General features: G+C 41.2%; 23 protein-coding genes. 14 read left to right on the forward strand and 9 right to left on the reverse strand.

What is annotated here, in order from left to right; genetic code table 11:
- Positions 1-225 precede the first annotated feature (225 nt).
- Complete coding sequence (locus tag JNUCC41_RS12555) at positions 226-1,152, reverse strand: glycine-rich domain-containing protein (protein ID WP_192207857.1); 927 nt, start codon at positions 1,150-1,152, stop codon at positions 226-228.
- A gap of 230 nt (positions 1,153-1,382) precedes the next feature.
- Here JNUCC41_RS12555 and JNUCC41_RS12560 point away from each other — a divergent pair, with 230 nt between their 5' ends.
- The 5 genes from JNUCC41_RS12560 to JNUCC41_RS12580 all read left to right on the forward strand — a co-directional run bounded on the left by JNUCC41_RS12560 (position 1,383) and on the right by JNUCC41_RS12580 (position 5,456).
- Positions 1,383-1,613: an excisionase family DNA-binding protein gene (locus JNUCC41_RS12560; protein WP_192207858.1), complete on the forward strand. Its 231-nt coding sequence runs from the start codon at positions 1,383-1,385 to the stop codon at positions 1,611-1,613.
- A 207-nt stretch (positions 1,614-1,820) separates the two neighbouring features.
- A complete protein-coding gene (locus JNUCC41_RS12565) occupies positions 1,821-2,840 on the forward strand; it encodes an AI-2E family transporter (RefSeq protein ID WP_228467614.1) in 1,020 nt (339 codons plus the stop codon).
- 340 nt (positions 2,841-3,180) lie between these two features.
- Complete coding sequence (locus JNUCC41_RS12570) at positions 3,181-4,002, forward strand: basic amino acid ABC transporter substrate-binding protein (RefSeq protein WP_192207859.1); 822 nt, start codon at positions 3,181-3,183, stop codon at positions 4,000-4,002.
- A 78-nt stretch (positions 4,003-4,080) separates the two neighbouring features.
- Positions 4,081-4,737: an amino acid ABC transporter permease gene (locus JNUCC41_RS12575; protein WP_061461716.1), complete on the forward strand. Its 657-nt coding sequence runs from the start codon at positions 4,081-4,083 to the stop codon at positions 4,735-4,737.
- Complete coding sequence (locus JNUCC41_RS12580) at positions 4,734-5,456, forward strand: amino acid ABC transporter ATP-binding protein (RefSeq protein ID WP_192207860.1); 723 nt, start codon at positions 4,734-4,736, stop codon at positions 5,454-5,456. Before JNUCC41_RS12575 ends, JNUCC41_RS12580 begins: the two co-directional genes overlap by 4 nt.
- 70 nt (positions 5,457-5,526) lie before the next feature.
- Here JNUCC41_RS12580 and JNUCC41_RS12585 read toward each other — a convergent pair whose 3' ends face one another.
- The 3 genes from JNUCC41_RS12585 to JNUCC41_RS12595 all read right to left on the reverse strand — a co-directional run bounded on the left by JNUCC41_RS12585 (position 5,527) and on the right by JNUCC41_RS12595 (position 7,534).
- Entirely contained in the window at positions 5,527-5,898 is a 372-nt protein-coding gene (locus JNUCC41_RS12585) for a hypothetical protein (RefSeq protein WP_192207861.1), read from the reverse strand.
- Positions 5,899-6,059: 161 nt separating this feature from the next.
- A complete protein-coding gene (cidR, locus tag JNUCC41_RS12590) occupies positions 6,060-6,941 on the reverse strand; it encodes a cidABC operon transcriptional activator CidR (RefSeq protein WP_192207862.1) in 882 nt (293 codons plus the stop codon).
- Positions 6,942-7,108: 167 nt separating this feature from the next.
- Positions 7,109-7,534 (reverse strand): universal stress protein, encoded by a 426-nt coding sequence (locus JNUCC41_RS12595; protein WP_192207863.1) that lies wholly within the window; start codon positions 7,532-7,534, stop codon positions 7,109-7,111.
- A 164-nt stretch (positions 7,535-7,698) separates the two neighbouring features.
- On the opposite strand from JNUCC41_RS12595, the gene JNUCC41_RS12600 reads away from it, so the two are divergent.
- The 5 genes from JNUCC41_RS12600 to JNUCC41_RS12620 all read left to right on the forward strand — a co-directional run bounded on the left by JNUCC41_RS12600 (position 7,699) and on the right by JNUCC41_RS12620 (position 13,054).
- Positions 7,699-8,100, forward strand: coding sequence for a MerR family transcriptional regulator (locus JNUCC41_RS12600; RefSeq protein WP_192207864.1), 402 nt, complete (start codon positions 7,699-7,701; stop codon positions 8,098-8,100).
- Positions 8,101-8,168: 68 nt separating this feature from the next.
- Positions 8,169-8,936, forward strand: a complete 768-nt coding sequence (locus tag JNUCC41_RS12605; RefSeq protein ID WP_192207865.1) for a 3-hydroxyacyl-CoA dehydrogenase — start codon at positions 8,169-8,171, stop codon at positions 8,934-8,936.
- Between the two features lie 80 nt (positions 8,937-9,016).
- A complete protein-coding gene (locus tag JNUCC41_RS12610) occupies positions 9,017-10,162 on the forward strand; it encodes an acyl-CoA dehydrogenase family protein (RefSeq protein WP_192207866.1) in 1,146 nt (381 codons plus the stop codon).
- A gap of 27 nt (positions 10,163-10,189) precedes the next feature.
- The gene (locus JNUCC41_RS12615) at positions 10,190-11,362 is read left to right on the forward strand and encodes a thiolase family protein (RefSeq protein WP_192207867.1); all 1,173 of its coding nucleotides are present in this window, start codon (positions 10,190-10,192) and stop codon (positions 11,360-11,362) included.
- Between the two features lie 111 nt (positions 11,363-11,473).
- The gene (locus JNUCC41_RS12620) at positions 11,474-13,054 is read left to right on the forward strand and encodes a fatty acid--CoA ligase (protein ID WP_192207868.1); all 1,581 of its coding nucleotides are present in this window, start codon (positions 11,474-11,476) and stop codon (positions 13,052-13,054) included.
- Positions 13,055-13,460: 406 nt separating this feature from the next.
- Here the strand turns inward: JNUCC41_RS12620 and JNUCC41_RS12625 are convergent, their stop codons facing one another.
- From JNUCC41_RS12625 to JNUCC41_RS12635, 3 genes are all read right to left on the reverse strand, one after another.
- Positions 13,461-13,643, reverse strand: a complete 183-nt coding sequence (locus tag JNUCC41_RS12625) for a YfhD family protein (RefSeq protein WP_192207869.1) — start codon at positions 13,641-13,643, stop codon at positions 13,461-13,463.
- A gap of 110 nt (positions 13,644-13,753) precedes the next feature.
- A complete protein-coding gene (locus JNUCC41_RS12630; RefSeq protein WP_081088510.1) occupies positions 13,754-13,876 on the reverse strand; it encodes a YfhE family protein in 123 nt (40 codons plus the stop codon).
- A 53-nt stretch (positions 13,877-13,929) separates the two neighbouring features.
- Positions 13,930-14,850: a TIGR01777 family oxidoreductase gene (locus JNUCC41_RS12635; protein WP_192208147.1), complete on the reverse strand. Its 921-nt coding sequence runs from the start codon at positions 14,848-14,850 to the stop codon at positions 13,930-13,932.
- Between the two features lie 125 nt (positions 14,851-14,975).
- On the opposite strand from JNUCC41_RS12635, the gene recX reads away from it, so the two are divergent.
- Together recX and JNUCC41_RS12645 are read left to right on the forward strand one after the other, a co-directional pair.
- Complete coding sequence (gene recX / locus JNUCC41_RS12640; RefSeq protein ID WP_192207870.1) at positions 14,976-15,773, forward strand: recombination regulator RecX; 798 nt, start codon at positions 14,976-14,978, stop codon at positions 15,771-15,773.
- Positions 15,774-15,848: 75 nt separating this feature from the next.
- Positions 15,849-16,160 carry a YfhH family protein gene (locus JNUCC41_RS12645; protein ID WP_034305394.1) on the forward strand — a complete coding sequence of 104 codons (312 nt, stop codon included), beginning with the start codon at positions 15,849-15,851 and terminating at the stop codon, positions 16,158-16,160.
- Positions 16,161-16,201: 41 nt separating this feature from the next.
- On the opposite strand, the gene JNUCC41_RS12650 is transcribed toward JNUCC41_RS12645, so the two are convergent.
- Positions 16,202-16,357 (reverse strand): small, acid-soluble spore protein K, encoded by a 156-nt coding sequence (locus JNUCC41_RS12650; RefSeq protein ID WP_034305387.1) that lies wholly within the window; start codon positions 16,355-16,357, stop codon positions 16,202-16,204.
- Positions 16,358-16,470: 113 nt separating this feature from the next.
- On the opposite strand from JNUCC41_RS12650, the gene JNUCC41_RS12655 reads away from it, so the two are divergent.
- A complete protein-coding gene (locus tag JNUCC41_RS12655; protein ID WP_192207871.1) occupies positions 16,471-16,737 on the forward strand; it encodes a YfhJ family protein in 267 nt (88 codons plus the stop codon).
- Between the two features lie 53 nt (positions 16,738-16,790).
- Here the strand turns inward: JNUCC41_RS12655 and JNUCC41_RS12660 are convergent, their stop codons facing one another.
- Entirely contained in the window at positions 16,791-17,768 is a 978-nt protein-coding gene (locus JNUCC41_RS12660; RefSeq protein WP_192207872.1) for a metal-dependent hydrolase, read from the reverse strand.
- A 206-nt stretch (positions 17,769-17,974) separates the two neighbouring features.
- Between JNUCC41_RS12660 and mutY the strand changes: the two genes are divergently transcribed.
- Positions 17,975-19,093: an A/G-specific adenine glycosylase gene (gene mutY, locus JNUCC41_RS12665; protein ID WP_192207873.1), complete on the forward strand. Its 1,119-nt coding sequence runs from the start codon at positions 17,975-17,977 to the stop codon at positions 19,091-19,093.
- Positions 19,094-19,101 lie beyond the last annotated feature (8 nt).

Consider the following 19,101-nt stretch of genomic DNA (forward strand, 5'->3'; position numbering starts at 1 on the left):
GCGTTCCACTCCAGGGACTCGCTTTCCGCGGACGGTCCGGGAGCCTCCTCGGAGCGTCCAATGCACCTGTAAGGTCGGTTACTCAGAAACTATCTAAGGTTTCCCGAAACCAATCAATTTACGCTTCCATTGATAAAAAAAGATGGACAATTGGACAAGGCAAGGCAGAGGCCCCATCGCTACAAAACTGAAACGCTTGGGCATACCAAGCGTTTCTTGTGGAGTTCAAGACGAGCAAGAGCTGCATGAAGAACAGCTTGAAGAGGAATCAGAACTGCCGTCATGGGAACCGTTATGACCGCCATGATCGGCATGGCCGGATCCAGAGGAAACTGTGCTCGCTTCATTCCCGAAAATATCTTTAAATTCGCTGTCAAAATCATCGGTGCTTGCATAAGTGAAATAGGCAGGAGCGGCATAGTCCGTCTGGTCGTACGTTTTCCGCCAATTCAATTCTGGCATGGGGCGATTTTCTTTAAATTGGGAAGTGAAAGATTCAAAGGTCCGTTCCGCTTGCATACTTGTCGGTTTCCTCATATATTTCTCTTTTAACTGCTCCAGTTCCAACGTTTCAAAATCACAGAGAAGCGTTTGCCCTTTATCATGTTTGAAAAATTTGCCCCATTTTTGAATGGAATGGGAATCCACGGTAAATAGCTGAACATAGTAAAAGTCGAAAAGAGTGCGCTCATCGGGTTTGAAAACAGGTTCTGAATGAGGATGGTGCTGAATGGTCCTACCGATGAAAGCCTGGCAAAACTCATCATATTCCCGTCTGGATTTCAGCATGATGTGCCACAACTCATCGATGACTGAATTAAACATTTCAACTTTTCCAAACACTGCAGCCATGATCAAGTAGCGTTTCAATTCACGCCAAGCCTGATTGACCTTTAACTGTGAGTACCGTGGATGCTTCAGGCGGAATTCAGTATTGACCTTCTCCATATAATTGAAATCCAGTGCATGATTAAGCTTTTCTATCAATGCTTCTGAAACGATTTCCGTTGCATGCAGATCTAAAGTTTCAGCATGGTATTTACGGAATTCATTTTGATAGCGTTCTAATTTAGCTGGTTCACTTAGTCCTTTAACGAAATTGACCAGTAAAACAGCAAAAATTGCCGCAAGAATGACATAAAAGAAAGTCATTTTTGTCCACTCCTCTAAATATATGGGTATATTACTTTAATATTATCTTACATGTTCTTGGAAGGGATTGTAAGTTTATTTGAACAAATCGTTCCATTGACGAAACTCGATTAAGCTGAGGAGGTTGCATGCCGGTTTCGTCCTCAGGCAAAGGGGGTTTAAATCAAAAAACCAAGCACTTCAAAATATGCTTCATATCTAGTATAGTTAGGAGGAAAAGGGGTGAAGGCATGTACTTGACAGTAAAAGAGACTGCGGAATATCTATCGATGCCGGAATCTTATATAGAAAGTTTGATCGTTCAAAATAAAATTCGCACCGTTTATGATGGTGAGCAGCATTTGATTTTTAAAGATCAGTTTAATATGCATCTTGAACAGATGGAGAAGTATAAGAGGGAATTGGCGGATTATTATAACGAACCCATTCCAGAAGATATCGATGTGAAGGATGAAGATTAGCATCTGCCGGTTTGGCAGATGTTTTTTCATGCAGAAATGGCTTTGGATAAAAGCTTGGATTTTCCTAAAAGGTCTTAACCGCGTTTTACTGATCATTCAAATAATTTTGTTGTCAATGGAAGGTAATTGTAGTAGAATTCCTCAATTCCGTGTAAAATAAAAGGTAAAGGAATTATTACGGCAGAATGGTAGTTAGGAGATAGGTAAGTGGTAAAAGAGTATTTGCAAAGCGAAGGTTTTTCAAGGTTAATTACATTAATTGTGTTAGTCCTCTTTTTAATTAGCATCGGTAGTATGGTTAATATCGTGTTATTCACATTTGTTTTCACTTTCCTGATGGGAAGGCTGGAGCAAATTATCATGATTCGGCTGAATAAAGTGATGCATATCAATCCCAAGGTTGTTATAAGCTTTTTATATGTAGTCGTCATTTCTTGTTTAGTCATCGTTCTTTATAAATATCTACCGGTCATTACGCTACAATTCACGGAATTAGTGACACAGATCGTTTTCTTCTTTCAACATCCACCAGATAGCAGGGTCATTCAATATGCCATTAATATAATGAACGAGCTGAAATCTCCGCTCGATCTTCAAACACAGATGAATACACTCTATCTTTATATATCCGATTTCGGTAAACTGGCATTTCAAATTTTCATTTCCATGTTGCTTAGTCTATTTTTCTTATTGGAAAAAGATAAAATCATTCGTTTCACTTCTAAATTCAAGCGGGCCAAATTTAAATCTTTCTTTATAAACTTAAGCCACTTTGGCGTCAAATTCATCAATTCATTCGGAAAGGTGATTGAGGTCCAGTTCTTGATAGCCATCACGAATGCCGTCCTATCTGTAACTTTCTTATGGATTCTTGGCTTCCCGCAGTTGCTCGGTCTAGGGATCATGATTTTCTTCCTGGGTTTGATTCCTGTTGCAGGGGTCATCATCTCCCTCATTCCACTTAGCATGATTGCCTATAGTATCGGTGGCATGCCCAAAGTGATTGCTGTATTAATCATGATTGTTGTGATCCATGCAATTGAAAGCTATATTTTAAATCCGAAATTCATGTCGGCAAAAACAAATCTTCCAACATTTTTCACCTTCATCATCCTATTGTTTTCCGAGCATTTCCTTGGGATATGGGGATTGATCATCGGAATACCGATCTTCATCTTCCTGTTGGATATGTTGGATATTGAAGAGGGGAATACGGAAGTCCCATAATAATCATTCGAGCAGCGGCCACGCTAATATGGCTGCTGCTTATTTTTGTTCCATTAAACCTTTTGAAAGATGGCGCTAACTGTTTTCAATATAATATCCATTAATTTGAGTAAAGGGGAAAAGGATGCGTCTTTCCCAATTAGAGCATAGTTGCGTTTTTGGTTTACCAAGTTAATTGATTAAATTTTTATTTTACTAAAGTTATTTATCGACTTTTTATTGCATAAAAAAACAAATAAACGTATAATATTCTTAAAAGAATATACTGAAAGTTCTGTTAAGTTAGATTTATCTGTTTTTTTCAAAAAATAGAGTTTACGAGAGAGAAGAGGGGATAATTTTGAAAAAGGTTTCTTTTTTAGTGTTTGCCATGGTTGCTTCTTTGTTACTTGTCTTGACAGGATGCGGGAAGGATAAGGAAGTCTCGACAACTGGTAAAGAAGAAGGGTCCAATGGGAAAACACTGAGGATCGTGACGGACGCCAACTATGCTCCATTTGAATATCTTGAAGGGGATAAGATTGTAGGATTCGATGTTGATTTCATCAATGCCGTTGCAAAAGAAGCGGGTTATGAAGTTAAATTGGAAAGTGTTGGTTGGGATCCGATTTTTGTTGAAATCGAAGGTAAGAGAGCGGATGTCGCCATATCTGCGATTACAGTGAATGACGAAAGAAAACAATCTTATGACTTCTCTGTTCCGTATTTCTTATCCACAAATAAGATTCTGGTTCCTGAGAATAGTGATATAAAATCAGGAGATGAATTGAAAGGAAACGTCATTGCCGTTCAGACTGGTACTACTGGACAGGAAGCGACAGAGAAACTCCTTGGAAAGAATCACAAGGATATCAAAAAATTCGAAAATAATAACCTGGCCATTCAGGAATTACTAAAAGGCGGAGCTTCGGCTGTCGTAGCTGATAATACGGTCGTTGAAGAATATGTGAAAAATAACCCCGATCAAAAACTGAAAGTCGTTGAAGATAGTAAAAGCTTCAATGAGGAGTTTTATGGACTTATGTTCCCAAAAGGCAGTGAATTAAAATCTGAGTTCGATAAAGCCGTGAATGCCATTTATGAAAATGGGAAATATGCGGAAATCTATAAAGAGTGGTTTGGTACTGATCCAGATATTGAAACGTTGAAAGCACAACAATAAAAACAAATGGATAGTAAAAGATTGCGTAACTTTACGTGTGAAGTTACGCAGTTTTTTTGGTCTTAGGAGGGAAACAATATGAGTTTTCGCTGGGATATTATTTTTGAATATGCTCCTTTCTTATTAAAAGGAACGTTGCTTACAATAGGGCTGTCGGTTTCCTCCATCCTCATCGGAACTTTTTTGGGGTTATTGATCGGTTTAGGGAAAATCATGAGAAACAAAGTGCTTGCCTTTCCATTTTACTGTTATGTCACGGTTTTTCGCGGAACACCGCTTTTAGTTCAAATCTTTTTAATCCATTTTGGAATTGTGCCCTTTTTTACTGGGGAAACGAATGCAGTAACTGCCGGTGTCATTGCTTTATCTTTAAATGCAGCCGCATACATTGCCGAAATTTTCCGGGCGGGCATTCAATCCATCGATAAAGGGCAAATGGAAGGGGCGCGTTCATTGGGAATGACCCATACCCAAACAATGATACATGTTGTATTGCCCCAAGCTTTCAAACGAATGATTCCTCCGTTAGGAAATGAATTCATCGTATTATTGAAGGATTCATCCCTGCTTTGTGTCATTGCTGCCCCGGAATTGATGTATTGGGGGAAAGCGATGGGGAGTCAATACTTTAAAGTGTGGGAGCCATACTTGGCGTGTGCCTTCATCTATTTATTCCTGACCCTCATTTTAAGTTTCGTATTAAATAGACTCGAAAGAAGGTTGAAAACAGAATGATCAAGGTGGAGAATCTAAAGAAGTCATTTGGCGAAAATGAGGTATTGAAAAATATCAATGCAATCGTTTCCCCTCGGGAAGTAGTCGTGGTGATTGGTCCTTCTGGGTCGGGTAAATCCACTTTCCTCAGGTGTATCAATCAACTTGAAACGATAACGGGAGGCCATATTTTCATTGAAGGGCTTGATACGACAGACAAGAAGGTCAATATCAATAAAGTCCGGACGGAAGTTGGCATGGTATTTCAGCATTTTAACTTATTTCCACATAAGACTGTTCTTGAGAATATAATGCTTGCGCCTATAAAGGTCCGCAAAATATCCAAAGAACAGGCTTCCCAAAGAGGGATGGAACTGCTTAAGAAAGTGGGACTTGCCGAGAAAGCGAACGCATATCCGGATTCATTATCGGGGGGACAAAAGCAACGTGTCGCAATTGCCAGGGCGTTGGCGATGGAGCCCAAAATCATGTTATTCGACGAGCCGACTTCCGCTCTAGATCCGGAAATGGTCGGTGAAGTTCTTGAGGTCATGAAGCAACTGGCTAAGGAAGGCATGACCATGGTAGTTGTGACCCATGAGATGGGGTTTGCAAAAGAAGTTGGAGATCGCGTGATTTTCATGGACGAAGGTTATATTATTGAAGAAAACATTCCAATTGAGATTTTTAATAATCCCCAGCAGGAAAGAACCAAAGCCTTTTTGAGTAAAGTGCTTTAATTACACATAAAGAAAAAAACCTTCCATTAAGGGAGGTTTTTTTTGGAGCATATCAGGTTATCAGGGTGCTTTATTTGATGTATGAAGCACCTAAAAGCGATTCAGGGCTTTTACCGAGCACGAGCATACTGATTTTGGCATAACCAATATTTTGAATTTGGGAGAAGGTCTGAAGTAATACCTGGATATTCGGATCATCCTTTAACTTTTGAACTTCCTCTATATATAATCCGATAACGGAGGGCATAACGAATTCAGGGGTATATTCGTTTGGGTTTTCATCCATGATTAATGTGCCCATAAATTGATATTTAAATTGAAGAGCCCGTGTTAAGGCAACGACATGGAGCAGTTTATTAAATAGTTCGGGGTAAGAATATTTAATTTTCTCCAGAGCTGCTTCTGTTGCCTGTAACTCATCGACACTAGATAAAGTGATCATGAATATCTCCTTTTTAGAATATATTGGATCCATCAGCATTTACCGTGCATTTTACTTTACTAGTCTACTCTCGCCGTAGCGCCTTGTAAAATGGTTAGATGTTATCATGTGCATAACTCAAATCTATGATAGTGCTTACATCAATCATGCTAGATAATTCACTACTTACGAGACAGCGCTTCCTTCGTATATTTCAGCCATTCTTTTGCAGCGTATGAAAGGTAATGGTCCTTACTCCATATAAATCCTAAATTCCAACTGATGGAGGGGTTTTTAACCTTGATTGTCTTTACGCGCTCATCATGGCGGCATAAACCTTCCGGTAATAGAGCAACGCCAAGTTTACAGTAGACCATTTCCTCAATAAAATCCCAGCGTGAGCTTTCAGTAACAATATGTGGAGAAAAACCAGCTTCATTACAGGATGAAATGATGAGATCTCGGAGGACGTAATCTTTATTGAATAAGATGAAAGATTCGTTTTCCAGGTCGGCCAAATCGATTTCTTCCTTACATGCATGCGGATGGGTGGGATGAACAATCAAGTTGATGTCTTCTTCCAAAAAGGCAAAGTGATGAAAATGTGCGGTGTTGGTTGGCAGGACTATTACTCCTATATCAATTAAGTCATTTTGGACGGATTCTTCTATCTTCTTTGAACCATCCTCTACTAATTGAAAGGTAATATTGGGATAGTCCTCATGAAAACGGCTAAGAATCCGGGGGAAAAAAGAAGCGTCGATGATCGGCGGCAGCCCGATGCGTATATGTCCCTTTTTTAAACCTAATAAATTGTCCATTTCAGTTTCTAAATTGTGAAAGGCCTTATCAATCAATTTTGCCTGTTCTAAGACAACCCTGCCTGCATCGGTCAAGATCAGTTGCTTGCGTGAACGATCAAAAAGCTCAACACCTAGCTCGGTTTCCAGGTTTTTAATCATCTTGCTGATGGTCGGCTGGGTAATGAATAAATGGTCGGCAGCACGAGTGAAGCTATTGAAATTAGTTACTTCTATAAAGTATTGCAAATGTTTAATATCCATTGCGTCACCTGTTATCCTCGTTTAAAATTAGTTTCATTTTACCCGTAAACGGAAGTGTTTGTAAAACATGATAAGCTTTACTTGGTTTTCATGCACGCATAAATAATCTGGATTCCCAAGGGGAACCCAGATTATGAAAAGACCGGCAATAATATCCGCCGTGAATTTTATTTGACCAACAAGACGGGCACTGGGGAATGTTGAACGATGTAGTGGCTTACACTGCCAAGGAATTCCTTGAAACCACTCAATCCGCGGCTACCCATGATGATAAGGTCACAATTCTGGGATTTTGCATGTTCCAATAATGTCGTGATGGCTGAGCCCTCTACGACAAATGTTTGGGATGAATTCGGGATTTCGGATAAAAGCGCCTCCGCTTTTTTAATCACTTCCTTGCCATACTTGAGCATGGATTCTTCAATTTCCTGAAATGCATTGCCATATATATTTGATTTGATTGGCAATGTTACAGCGTGAAGCACTTGGATTTCGATAGCGGGATCCAGCTTCGCTAATTCAATCGCTTTTTCTAAAGATTTAAGTGCCAATTCAGATTCATCATAAGCAACTAATATCCTTGAACATAGCATTGGTCGATCATTCCCTTCTTTAAATTAATATACCTATAGTATATCAATTTAAATCTTTCATATAGTTTCATATATTATAAATTTTGTGAATATTTATTGAAGTTTACGTTTACGTCAATGTTAGAATAAAGGTAAATAATCCCTTTGCAAAGTGTGGTTTTAACATGTACACCATTTCTGAGTTAGCAAAAGAATTCGGATTGACGACAAGGACCCTCCGTTATTATGAGGAACTGGGTATGCTTAGGCCAAAGCGTACCGAAACGGGAAAAAGAGTTTATGGAAAGAAAGAATATGCACAGCTCAAAATCATAATGCGCGGTAAGAAGTATGGTTTTTCGTTAGTGGAAATAAAGGATATAGTCCTTTTATTCGATAAGGATAGGACAGGCATTAAGCAGTTGGAAAAAACGATTGAAACTGCAGGACAGAAATTAAACGAAATTAATGAACGCATTAAAGAGCTGGATGGATTAAAGCAAGATTTTGAACAGGTAATCAAAGGCTTTACCGAAACCCTACATGACTTGAAAGTGAACGATAAAACAGGCAAGCGGTGTAATTAATCTTGAAAATAGGTTTTGATGATAGTAAGAGATGAATATATATTCTTAAAAACAAATGGGGTGGGAATTTGGAAATTCAAGAAACCATTGCAGTTGTGACAGGCGGGGCTTCTGGTCTGGGAGCTGCAACAGTAAGAAACATCATTAAAAAAGGTGGAAAAGCGGTCATATTTGACCTCTCGGAAGAAAACCGCGCTAAAATGGCGCGGGAATTGGGAGATTCAGTGCTGTTTATAAAAACGGATGTAACTAGTGAAGAAAGCGTATCGGTAGCATTGGCTGAAGGAATGAAAAAATTCGGGAGCATCAATACAGTCATCAACTGTGCAGGCATTGCGATTGCAGAGAAGGTCATAGGCAGAAAAGGTATACATGAATTGAAAGCGTTCTCAAATGTCGTGCAGATCAATTTGATCGGTACGTTTAACGTAATCCGGCTTGCGGCTGAAAAAATGGTCGAAAATGAACCGAACCAAGAGGGGGAGCGTGGGGTCATTATCAATACAGCTTCGGTAGCTGCCTTTGAAGGACAAATCGGACAAGCCGCATATAGTGCCTCTAAGGGGGGGATTGTTGCCATGACTCTCCCGATTGCAAGGGAGCTTGCCACCAAAGGGATACGTGTCGTATCGATTGCACCCGGTCTATTCCATACTCCGATGTTCGATTCATTGCCTGAAGAAGCCAGGACGTCATTAGGTAAAACCGTGCCATTCCCACCAAGGCTCGGGTATCCCGAAGAGTACGCTAAACTAACGGAAAGCATCATAACGAATCCAATGCTGAATGGGGAAACCATCAGGCTTGATGGGGCCATTAGAATGGCACCCAGGTAAGTTGTTAATTCCTTCAGGGAAATCCATTGTAAATCTGGAAAAAGAGCCTCCGGCAAGGAAATGGAGAGGAGAGAAAACAGATGAAGCATCCATACCTAAGTGAAGATCATGAAATTTTCCGTAAGTCATTCCGAAAGTTTTTAGAGAAAGAAGCAGTTCCCAACTATGAACGGTGGGAAGAAGAGAGAATCATTCCCCGGTCATTTTGGGTGAAAATGGGGGAACAGGGTTTTTTATGTCCGGACCTTGGAGAAGAGTATGGGGGTTCCGGGGTAGATTGGGGCTTTGCTGTCATAATTAATGAAGAATTGGAAAGAGTGGGTTCTGGTTTCATTGGTTTCGGACTTCACAGTGACATCACCGTTCCGTATATTTCCGCATACGGAAATGAGTCGCAGAAACGGCGTTGGCTTCCTAAATGCACGACAGGGGAAATCATTACAGCCATTGCCATGACAGAGCCTGACACAGGTTCAGATTTGGCCAATATTAAAACGACTGCCATTTTGGATGGAGATCATTACATATTAAATGGCCAAAAGACATTCATCACAAATGGTATTCATTCGGATTTGGTCATCGTTGCCTGTAAAACGGATCCAAGTGCCGTTCCGAAACATAAAGGCGTTAGCTTAGTCGTGGTCGAAAGGGATACACCCGGATTTTCCAGGGGGAGAAAACTGAAGAAACTTGGCTTGCACAGTCAGGATACAGCAGAACTCATCTTCGAGGATTGCCGTGTTCCAAAGGAAAACCTGCTTGGTGAAGAAGGCAAGGGGTTTACTTACTTAATGGAAAAATTGCAGCAGGAACGCCTTGTGGTGGCGATTTGTGCTCAAACCGCATCTGAGGATATGCTGGCCGATACGATTGAGTACGTGAAGGGCAGGGAAGCGTTCGGAAAATCCGTAAGTCAGTTTCAAAATACCCAATTCAAAATGGCGGAAATGGCAACGGAAATCAAAATGGGGCGTGCCTTCCTAGATCAATTGATCGCCAAACATATGTCTGGTGAACAGGTTGTAACGGAAGTTTCGATGGCAAAATGGCGTTTGACGGAGACTGCCCGAAAAATATCCATTGAATGCATGCAGCTCCATGGCGGCTATGGATATATGGAGGAATACAAGATTGCCAGAAGGTATCGGGATGTTCCCGTAGCAAGCATCTATGCCGGGACAAATGAAATCATGAAGAAAATCATCGCCAAGAATCTGGGTCTATAATAAAACGATGAGAAGGGGAGAGAGTATATGCGGGAAGTGGTTATCGTTGAAGGGATCCGCACGCCAGTTGGCAGAAGGAACGGTGTCTTGAAAGACGTTCGCCCTGATGATCTGGCAGGGGAAGTATTGAAGAAGCTGATTGAAAAGGCGGGCATCGATCCGGCTATTGTCGATGATGTCATTTTAGGTTGTGTTTCACAGTCGGGCGAACAGGCCGGTGATATAGCAAGGGTTGCTGCACTGATTGCCGGATTTCCAATTGAAGTGCCGGGAACGACGATTGACCGTCAATGCGGATCAAGTCAGCAGGCAGTCCATTTCGCTTCCCAGGCCATCTTGTCAGGTGATATGGATGTCGTAGTGGCCGGTGGTGTGGAGAATATGTCACGAGTTCCCATGGGGTCTAATTATCAAGGTGCTGGAACAAGCCAAAAGTATATGGACTCGTATGAGGTGATCAACCAAGGTTTGTCAGCTGAGAGAATCGCCGATAAGTGGGGAATAACACGGGAAGATTGTGATCAGTTTTCCGTTGAGAGCCATGCCAAGGCAATACGCGCTCAAAAAGAAGGGCATTTTACCCGTGAAATGATATCAGTAACGGGTACTGATAAAGAAGGAAATCAAATCGAAGTTACGGAAGATCAAGGCCCAAGGGATGGAACCACGCTTGAAGTACTTGCTGGATTGAAACCGGTTTTTCAAGACGGCGGTTTAATCCATGCAGGGAACTCAAGTCAGATCAGTGATGGTGCTGCCGTTTTATTATTGATGGAACGCAGTAAAGCCGAAGAACTTGGATTGAAACCGCGCTTTAAAGTGCATACACGGGTTGTTGTCGGATCAGATCCCACCCTGATGCTTACGGGACCGATTCCCGCCACCAAAAAAGCTTTGGAAAAAGCAGGTCTTACAATTGATGATATCGATATCTTTGAAGTGAATGAGGCTTTCGCTCCTGTACCGATTGCCTGGCTAAAAGAAACGGGGGCAGACCCCCAAAAGCTGAATCCAAATGGCGGGGCGATTGCCTTGGGTCATCCTCTTGGCGGAAGCGGGGCCCGATTGATGGTGTCGATGATCCATGAGTTAGAAAGGACGGGCGGCCGTTATGGGCTGCAAACAATGTGTGAAGGCCACGGCATGGCTAATGCAACCATCATTGAAAGATTGAACGGAAGCCGGACTATCGATTTATGAACATTCGTAATTCGCACGAAAGTAAAAGCTGAAAAAGGGATGAAGCCGACCATCGGCAGGCTTTGCCTGAACTCTGCCTGTTGATGGTGGTTACTTGAGGAGGAACATGATATGTCAGTAACGATTAAAAATATCTTTGATCATACGGTTCAGAAATTTCCCATTAAAGAAGCTATCTACGACGTGAGAAGAAATATCCGCTATACGTACATTCAATGGAATGAGCAGGTGAATAGGTTGGCGGCGGCCCTCCAAGCGGAAGGGGTGCGAAAAGGGGACAGGGTCTCTACGTACCTTTACAACAATGAAGAGCTTGCAACAGCATTCTTTGCCTGTGCAAAAATCGGCGCAATCTTTAATCCGATCAACTTCCGATTAATGCCGGAAGAGTTGGCCTTCATCTTGAACGATGCTGCTCCAAAGGTCGTTTTATTCGAACACGAACTGGAAACGAACGTTGCCGCGGTTGAAAAGCGATTTCCGGAAACGGCTTTTTGGTATATTGATGATAATGTGCCTGGATATGCAAAAGGTTACCGCCAGAAGATGGCAAGTATCTCATCAAAGCCAGATGAAGTGGACGTTCACGAAGATGATATCTATGCCATCATGTATACGAGCGGGACAACCGGTCGTCCAAAAGGGGTCATTCACCTTCATAAAGATATGGTCAAACAAGCTGAGATTTTAATTGAGGCCATGAAGTATGAACGCTCTGATATCGGTTTGATTACTGCACCGATGTTTCATTGTGCCGAATTACACTGTTCCTTTTTACCTCGCATACAGGTCGGTGCCGCAAATGTCATATTGCATCAGTTTAATCCCAAAAAGGTCATGGAACTGATTGAATCGGAAGGGATCACCAAGTTTTTTGCTGCACCTACGATGTGGAACATGCTCCTCCAGGAAAATTTGGATGAGTACAAATTCCAGAGTTTGAGGCTTGGGCTTTATGGGGCAGCCCCGATGGCTCCAACACTTGTACGTGCCTGTCAGGAGAAACTCGGCATCCAGTTCATCCAAGCTTATGGAATGACTGAAATGGGTCCTGCCATCACTCTCCTATTGGAGGAAGACCAAATTAGAAAAGCGGGTTCTGCCGGCAAGGCATGTTCCGATCATGAAATAATCATTGCCCGTCCGAATGAAGAAGGGCCATCGGATCCCGAGGATATGCTGGAACCTGGGGAAACAGGGGAAATTCTTGTGAAGGGTCCGTGTATCATGCAGGGGTATTTTCAAAAAGATAGAGAGACCGAAAAGGCGCTTTACAAAGGCTGGTACCATTCCGGTGACATCGGTTTCCTGGATGAAGACGGATATCTGTGGGTCAAGGACCGGGTGGACGACATGATTATTTCTGGAGGGGAAAATATTTATCCACGTGAAGTGGAAGATACACTATATGAGCATCAAGGAATTCTCGACTGTGCAGTACTTGGTCAGCCGGATGATCAATGGGGGGAAACGGTGACGGCCTTCATCGTAGCCAAAGACCCAACGCTTGCGGAAAACGATTTAGAAGCCTGGTGTAAAAACAGTGTTACGCTAGCAAACTATAAACGTCCAAGAAGATATATCTTCTGTAATGAGCTGCCTCGTAACGCAAGCGGGAAGATACAAAAGTTCATGCTTCGTAAACAGTTAGAAGAAAACGTTAATGGAGAAAGTTTAGGGAACTTTCTTTAATGCAGGGGTCAGTAGCGGATGCAACCACTGACAAGTTAGGGGGAAAAGTCATTTAGAATTTGCTTGGCTTGCAATCATACTTGGAAGGAAGAAATTTAATAAAGAGCCGTATGGATGAATGATTATATAAATAATAATAATCCTGTGGAACAAATCAAGCAGAGAGAATAGTTATCCACAACAAAAATACAGCGTGGGCAGCATAACATCCCCTTTATCCACATAACCCACAGGGTTATCCATAAATAACATTATTTTCATGTTAATAAAGTGAGTTATTGTACTTATATTTTATCAGTATTTTCAGAATATATCCACAATATACACAGGGGTGTGGATAAGCTATATAAATAAAGAAAACACAAGGGGATGATTTACAACCCCTTGGTTTGATTTATCATGCTTATTAACGGCGATTATGAGCACGGCGGTCAGCTGCATTTGCCCGGGCCTGTGCCTCGATGTCTTCCTGGTCAGCCAGTTCGGAAGAATATTCCACGTCAAGTCCGTCACTCTTCAGGTTTTTAGGAACCTGAGGAAGTTTTTGTTTGTTCTTATCTCGATTATGGTGTATGCTTTTTCGTCCCATGTTAGCGCCTCCCTAGAATGAAAAAATAAGCTGGAGATGAATTCACTAATCATCTCCAGCTTATTTTGTGTTGGGTGGCTATTCAAAATGTACGGGAAAAAACTCCAAACTTAACGACGGGATTTCTTCTCGGTATAACCGCCAGCTCGATCTGCTTTTTTAAATTCACGAGCATAAAGAATAGCTTGGGTACTAGTTAAGTTACTTTTCTCTTTATCGTGTTTTTTGAGCAATTAGATCATCTCCATTTCACTTAATATCCCTATTTTTTCCTAAAATGACCCTTTCATACGTGAGAATCTTCATTCAAGATATTTTGTAAAGCTTCTTTAAGGATTGGAAAGGAGAAAGTGAATCCTTCGTCTTTAAGTTTAGTGGGAAGGACATTTTGTCCTTCAAGCACAAGTATGCTCATTTCCCCCAGCAGTTTTTTGAGGAAGATGGGTGGTACGGGTAACCAATGTGGCCGGTGCAGGACAGCTCCTATCGTTTTCCCGAATGTATCCATCTGAACGGGGTTCGGCGCCGTAAAATTGACTGGACCCTCTATCCGCTGATCGTTCATGCAAAAGATGATTGCCCGGACCACGTCATGGATATGAATCCAGGAAAGCCACTGATTCCCTTTGCCCATCTTTCCTCCGCCGAATAGTTTATAGGGAAGGACCATCATTGGCAGTGCGCCATCTTTTTCTCCAAGAATCACCCCAAATCTTGTTAGGACCAACCTATTACTGTAAGAGCGTGATTTAGCCGCTTCCTTTTCCCATAGTTGAACAGTACGGGCCAAGAAATCATCACCAACGGATCCAGAGGTTTCGGTAAAGGTCTCATCGTCCGAAATACCATAATATCCGACTGCACTTGCATTAATGATGACGGACAATTTATCGGGCAGCATAGAGATAATCCGGTTCATCTCTTTGGAAGCTTCGACCCGGCTTTCGACAATCCGGCGTTTTCGTTCAGGTGTCCAACGCCCGCTGTTAAGGGATTCACCAGCAAGGTTAATGAAAACATCTAGCCCCGCCAAGTGCTTTTCCGGCTGTGCCTCCTTGGCCAACCAGTTAATATATGTCAAATTAGTCTGTTTTTTAAATTTTTCGGGATGACGGGTCAAAATATATATATCATGATTTTCTTTTGATAATTCATCAATAAGGGCTGTGCCGACAAAACCGCTTCCACCAGCAATGGCTATTTTCATCAGAACCACTTCCTTTCCCTTTCTTTCCTTCACTTTAACATGTCCATGTTCTTTTTTCATTTTTAGACATGCTATATATAGAAATGGTAAACGTAAAGGGGTAAAGTAGTGGTGGGGGTGGATTTATGCCAAACATAACAAAAATAACAACCCAAAAGAAACGTAAAGATCGTTATAACATTTTCGTTGACGAAAAATATGCCTTCAGTGTAGATGAAGAAGTGCTATTGAAATTTCATTTGAAAAAGGGGATGGAACTTGATGACCTGCTTTTGGCAGAAATACAATTCCATGATGAAATCCAAAAAGCATTTACCGATGCAATTAATTATTTATCATACCGAATGCGCTCGGAATCGGAAATTCGCCTTTATTTAAAAAAGAAGGAGACGGAAGAGCCGATCATTAAAGAAGCGATACATAAACTATACAGTTTTAACTATTTAGATGACCTTGAATTTGCCAAGGCTTACGTACGGACCCATGTGAATGGAGGTAATAAAGGGCCCACTACCCTTAAGCTCGAGCTTAAGGAAAAAGGGGTGCAAGAAAAGTTAGTTATCGAGGCATTGAAGGAATACCCCTATGATATTCAGATTGAACATGCAAGGAAACTTGCTGGAAAAGCGGTCAAAAAGGAAAAAAACATTTCCGAACGAGCTTTAAGGTTGAAAGTTGAACAAACCTTGTTACGGAAAGGTTTCCCTAGAGATGTCATCCATGAAGCACTTGAAGATGTGACGGTTGAAAAGGATGAAGATGAACAATGGGATTCTCTTTGCCACCATGCCGAAAAAATGCAACGCCGATATAAAAACCATGAAGGCTTCGAATATGAACAAAAAATGAAGCAGGCATTATACCGAAAAGGTTTTCCAATAGAATTGATTGAGCGTTTTCTTTCCCTTTCAGATGCGGAATAAGTGCATCGATAGCCAAATCACTAAATTTTGTTTAATATAGAAGTAAATTAATATTTCATTTAAGGAGTCATATATATGAGTGACGTAAGATACAGCAAGTTGTCCGCCTATGAACTACAACAGGAAATTGCAGCGTTGACTGAAAAAGCGAGAAAAGCAGAGCAATTGGGAATGGTTAATGAATACTCTGTATTGGAACGAAAAGTGACGATGGCCAAGGCCTATTTGTTAAATCCGGATGATTTCAAAAAAGGTGAAATATATCAAATTGACGGAGATCCCGGGGTCTATTTCAAAATTGATTATATGAACGGCGTATTCGCCTGGGGTTACCGCTTAGGTGGTAGCGGAAAGGAAGAAGCACTTCCGATTTCAATGCTGAAATAAAAAAGGAATCGGGGAAAACCCGATTCCTTCTGGTGTACGAGTTAATTCGATCGCTCGTTTGATGCTTTCATTCTTTCTTGAGGGTGTGTATTAATACTGCCATCTGCACGCTTTGAAGCATATCTTGCCTTTGCACGAGGCTCGCCTTGGAATTTATTATTGTTTTGGTTGGGGAATCCTTTTTGTTTATTTCGCAAATTTTTCTCCTCCAAGCATCAGATTAAAGAAAGAAGCGTTTCCGCTTACAACTAGTATGGGTATGGGACAGTATAGTTCATTCTGTAAAAATATTGGCAATGAGGTGGTTCAAATGAATGATTACCATGAAAGGTTAACCAAGATACTGCTTGAGAAAAATGATCACATCACGTATGAGCAAGCTTTGACTTGGGTGGAATTATTATGGGAAGATTTCGAAGCGACCTATGCAAAGGCTGGGCATGAATATGCCGGAGAAGAAATGACATCGCGCGTTGTAAGGACCTGGATTGATAACTATGGTGAGCAATTCCACGAATTCATTGCAAAGAATCCTAAATACCGACAGTTATTAAATCAGCAGAATCGACTGCATTAAAATAGCTGATTCCAGGGGGGGCCTGGAATCAGCTATTTTTCAATATACAGCGACTACAAAATAATATTCAATTTCTTCTGCAGTTTCGCTTCGCTGAAAATCCAGCCGGTATAAGAATTCAAGATATTCAATTCGCTGTCTAAATGGACCACCGCCACAAACGGGTAATATCCATTGCTTCTGTATCTTAAATCGATGAAACGGACTTCATAATATTCTTTTATCTGTTCAATTTCAAATCGGTAAACCGGAGAAAAGGACAGAAAGGCTGCCAAGTTGATATCCTTCTTGGCGGCTTCGAGAATTTCACTTTCAGGTAAGGGCACTCGATCGAACGTATCAAGAATCGTCACATATCCATTATCGGCTCGTGCCACATAATAATTCTTTTCAGTAATAACCGCAATTTTCCAGCGGTGAAAACGCATGGTCGGTGATAAAAGAATTTTCCTTGCTCCAGGAATTTGCCGTTTGACCACTTTCTTTATAAAAGCTTGTTCCCTGAATCTGGAAATGTAGTAAATGACGAGTATTCCGTAAATGGAAAGAAATAAATAGCCTGGAGGAAATCCAAAGCCCCATAATATCAAGCCGGCAACATGTATTCCAAAAATGAACGGATCAAATGTATTGATGACTCCTAAAGCTACCCATTTTGATGAAATTGGCCTAAGAGCCTGGGTCCCATAAGCATTGAATATATCCACGAATACATGAAGGAATACGGCTAAAAAGGTCCAAAGCCAAAGATGAAGGTAATTTGCTTCAGGTATGAAGGCGAAAAGTGCTCCACTGATTATCAAGGGCCAAAGTAATACAGCGGGAATGGAATGCGTGATTCCACGGTGATTTCGAATATATACAGCGTTATTCCTTAATTTTAAAACGGTGTCAATGTCTGGAGCTTGTGATCCCAATATCGTACCTGCTATGACTGCACTTGCGGTGACTGGGCTCTGCGCAATGACAGGATCTAATGTGGCAAGACCTCCAAGAGCAATTCCCATGACAAAGTGAGTACCTGTATCCAAAAAACTAACCTCCCTGCCACAATTTGAAAAAAATGATCTTCTTTCATCATACCGTATTTATATATTAACCATCAAATGAATAAAATTTTTACTTATTTCCGTGCCCGTTATAAATAAATGGATATGAACATGCTATTAAAAAAAGAATGACCTATTATAGGTATTCCCATTTTTGATAAGAGTTTAACATCTTTGGAGGAACTGATGTGAAAGAAATAACGATCCCCACAATAGAAAAAATAACAATCGAAGAATTTCAAAAAGATTTGGTTTCCTGGTTTCTCGAAGAACAACGAGAATTGCCATGGAGGAAAAATAAAGATCCATACCGTGTTTGGGTTTCTGAAATAATGTTGCAGCAAACGAGAGTGGATACGGTGATTCCTTATTTCAACCGATTTGTGGAATGGTTCCCAACACTCGAGGATTTTGCCAATGCCGATGAAGAGAAAATCCTAAAAGCATGGGAAGGGCTGGGATATTACTCACGTGTAAGGAATCTGCATAGTGCCGTTCAGGAAGTGAAGGCTTCCTATAATGGAATCGTACCGGATGATCCCGCGGAAATTTCAAAATTGAAAGGTGTCGGTCCTTATACAGCTGGTGCGATTCTTAGTATCGCATACGGCAAGCCTGAGCCAGCCGTTGATGGAAACGTCATGCGTGTTTTATCAAGGATATTGATGATATATGAAGACATAGCAAAGCCAAAGACAAGAAAAACATTCGAAGCTGCCGTCAGAAAGCTGATCGATCATGAACATACCTCTGCCTTCAATCAAGCCTTGATGGAGCTTGGTGCATTAATCTGCACACCAGGTAAGCCTGCCTGCCTATTATGTCCTGTTCAAAGTCATTGTCTAGCATTTGAATCCGGGGTTCAGTCGGAATTGCCGGTGAAAATCCAAAAGAAAAAAACACGGGATGTACCAATTGTAGCTGCTGTTCTAACGAATGAAAAAGGTGAATATTTAATTCATAAGCGAGCATCAGAAGGGTTGCTTGCAAATCTTTGGGAATATCCGAACTTCGAAAACAATTCATCCTTTTTGCATAAGCGGGAATTCTTCGTGAGTCGGTTTCAGGAAATGTATGGCGTCAAACCTGAAATCACTGAATCACTTGTGAGAATTGAACATGTTTTCTCACATCTCGTTTGGAAAGTGGACACATATATCGGAGCGGTCAAAGAGGCCATCAGTGAAGAGACACTAAGAGAACAGCAACTTAAGTGGGTGAGTGAAGCAGAGATGGAGGAGTTGGCATTTCCGGTTTCCCACCAAAAAATGATGAAGGCGTATAAAGAGAAAGAACATGTTGAATAAAGGATTTT

Origin of the sequence: Brevibacillus sp. JNUCC-41 (assembly GCF_014844095.1) — a bacterium.
GTDB lineage: Bacteria > Bacillota > Bacilli > Bacillales > DSM-1321 > Peribacillus > Peribacillus aracenensis.

Bases quoted from the DNA above. Each gene is read 5' to 3' on its own strand.
- JNUCC41_RS12610 (WP_192207866.1), top strand. From the start codon at position 9,017: ATGAAGCATCCATACCTAAGTGAAGATCATGAAATTTTCCGTAAGTCA.
- JNUCC41_RS12620 (WP_192207868.1), top strand. From the start codon at position 11,474: ATGTCAGTAACGATTAAAAATATCTTTGATCATACGGTTCAGAAATTT.
- JNUCC41_RS12555 (WP_192207857.1), bottom strand. From the start codon at position 1,152: ATGACTTTCTTTTATGTCATTCTTGCGGCAATTTTTGCTGTTTTACTG.
- recX (WP_192207870.1), top strand. From the start codon at position 14,976: ATGCCAAACATAACAAAAATAACAACCCAAAAGAAACGTAAAGATCGT.
- JNUCC41_RS12585 (WP_192207861.1), bottom strand. From the start codon at position 5,898: ATGATCACTTTATCTAGTGTCGATGAGTTACAGGCAACAGAAGCAGCT.
- JNUCC41_RS12625 (WP_192207869.1), bottom strand. From the start codon at position 13,643: ATGGGACGAAAAAGCATACACCATAATCGAGATAAGAACAAACAAAAA.
- JNUCC41_RS12635 (WP_192208147.1), bottom strand. From the start codon at position 14,850: ATGAAAATAGCCATTGCTGGTGGAAGCGGTTTTGTCGGCACAGCCCTT.
- JNUCC41_RS12615 (WP_192207867.1), top strand. From the start codon at position 10,190: ATGCGGGAAGTGGTTATCGTTGAAGGGATCCGCACGCCAGTTGGCAGA.
- JNUCC41_RS12580 (WP_192207860.1), top strand. From the start codon at position 4,734: ATGATCAAGGTGGAGAATCTAAAGAAGTCATTTGGCGAAAATGAGGTA.
- JNUCC41_RS12575 (WP_061461716.1), top strand. From the start codon at position 4,081: ATGAGTTTTCGCTGGGATATTATTTTTGAATATGCTCCTTTCTTATTA.
- JNUCC41_RS12560 (WP_192207858.1), top strand. From the start codon at position 1,383: ATGTACTTGACAGTAAAAGAGACTGCGGAATATCTATCGATGCCGGAA.
- JNUCC41_RS12645 (WP_034305394.1), top strand. From the start codon at position 15,849: ATGAGTGACGTAAGATACAGCAAGTTGTCCGCCTATGAACTACAACAG.
- JNUCC41_RS12600 (WP_192207864.1), top strand. From the start codon at position 7,699: ATGTACACCATTTCTGAGTTAGCAAAAGAATTCGGATTGACGACAAGG.
- JNUCC41_RS12655 (WP_192207871.1), top strand. From the start codon at position 16,471: ATGAATGATTACCATGAAAGGTTAACCAAGATACTGCTTGAGAAAAAT.
- JNUCC41_RS12595 (WP_192207863.1), bottom strand. From the start codon at position 7,534: ATGCTATGTTCAAGGATATTAGTTGCTTATGATGAATCTGAATTGGCA.
- cidR (WP_192207862.1), bottom strand. From the start codon at position 6,941: ATGGATATTAAACATTTGCAATACTTTATAGAAGTAACTAATTTCAAT.